The 1,756-nt window shown below is 37.8% G+C and carries 1 protein-coding gene; it reads left to right on the forward strand.

Annotated features, from left to right (window positions below; translation table 11 throughout):
- The coding region (locus tag ASV53_RS23855; protein WP_275657122.1) for a helicase-related protein at positions 1-1,277 on the forward strand (1,277 nt) is incomplete at its 5' end.
- Between the last annotated feature and the right edge of the window lie 479 nt (positions 1,278-1,756).

The raw sequence follows: 1,756 nt of genomic DNA on the forward strand, positions 1-1,756 counted from the left end.
CATATCCTGATCAAACCATAATCTATTGTAAGTCTTCTAGTTCAATAGCAAAGGTAATTCGTTTTCTAGGCACGTTGGAAAGCCTACAAGAAAAAAACTTTCTCGGTTCAACTAATGCCCCATTGAAGAAATACTATAAATGGCTAAAGAAAAGCTACGGTGCTGACTGGGGGTGTACTAGAGCTTTAGCAAGTGGAATTGGAATCCACCATGGCGCACTGCCTCGAGCAATTCAGCAAAAAACAGTCGAGCTTTTCAACTCCAAACAAATAAATTTTTTGATCTGCACTTCAACAATGATTGAAGGGGTGAATACTTCAGCAAAAAACATTGTCATTTATGACAACCGTAATGGAAATCCAAAAATTGATAGTTTCACCCATAAAAACATCTCTGGTAGAGCTGGTAGAATGGGACAGTACTTGGTTGGAAATGTTTTTTGCTTAGAAGAAGTACCAGAGCAAGAATCGCAAGTCGTTAACCTTCCATTAGGGCAGCAAGATGATAACTCCCCTATAAACCTATTAGCAGGAATACAGCCGGATCATCTCTCAGAACTAAGCAGTCAAAACCTCATCCAGTTTGCAAAAAAGTCTGATGTACCGATGGAGGTCATCCGTAAGCATTCCTCATATCAAGTTGAAACTATAGAAAGGGCTTATGAACTGGTAACAGAGTTATCCATTAATGAAATGGAACAAATTGCCACAGTAACCAAGCCTAAAAAGTACCAATTAGAACTATTAACGAACTTCATCAAGATAGTAGAAAATCGTGTATTAGCTAGACAACAACTCCATTATGAAGATAGTGATGATCTATATAACAAATTAGGTCGATACATTTACGCTAATGACCATACCTCTTACGTTAAAGAACAGATTGATTATATCTATAAATCCCGAGAGGGTGATGACCTTCGCTCTGATGCAACTGATAAAGAGTTAAATATTTTACGAAACATATTCAAACATGCTGTAGTGAGAGCGCTTGCACTATTAGAAGACCTGTTAAATCATGAGTTCAAGTCTCTAGGACTTCCTTCAGTTGCAAACTTAGGTTGGCTCATACATGTATTCGAAAATAGTCACTTACCCTCTTCATTTTCCGCTTTAGAGGAAATGGGTATCCCTATTGAAACACTTGAAAAACTAGTTACCGACCGATTGAGTGAAGCTGATATTGATTCATTAGTCCGTTATTTACGTATGTATTACAGACACTTTGAACAGTTAAATTTCGTTGATAAAATGTTCATAAAACAAGCAGTTTTTTAGAATAACAGGTTAGGGTTTAGGAGCGTATGGGGGGATCATCGTTCAATTCCTTAAGGTTTCAAGTTTTACTATTCCGATCTTGGAAGAACCACCTAACGAGTTTTGTCCGCAAATGAGTTTAAAGATGTTTTTCGATTCTGTGTTCTATGTATGTAATCTAAATCCAATTAAATCCCATTTTATGGTCTTTGATATCCAACAAGATCCTAGTAAATATAGCTAGTTTAAAGGCCGTGGAAGGGATTCAAAATCCGTTGCTTTCGAGCGTGACGGTTCAAGTCCGTCCTCGGGCACCAGATAAAATGATAAAGCCTCAACTTCGGTTGGGGCTTTGTTGTATCTGGCGTACAATACCTACTTACCTACTTACCTACTTACCTACTTACCTACTTACCTACTTACTGTAGTGGTCAACTAAAATTGGTCACGGTTTTAGAGCTTTCCCAATATAATCGTTCTGACTCATTGGGAGTTAGACC

Source organism: Photobacterium sanguinicancri (genome assembly GCF_002265265.1).
Classification (GTDB): Bacteria; Pseudomonadota; Gammaproteobacteria; order Enterobacterales; family Vibrionaceae; genus Photobacterium; species Photobacterium sanguinicancri.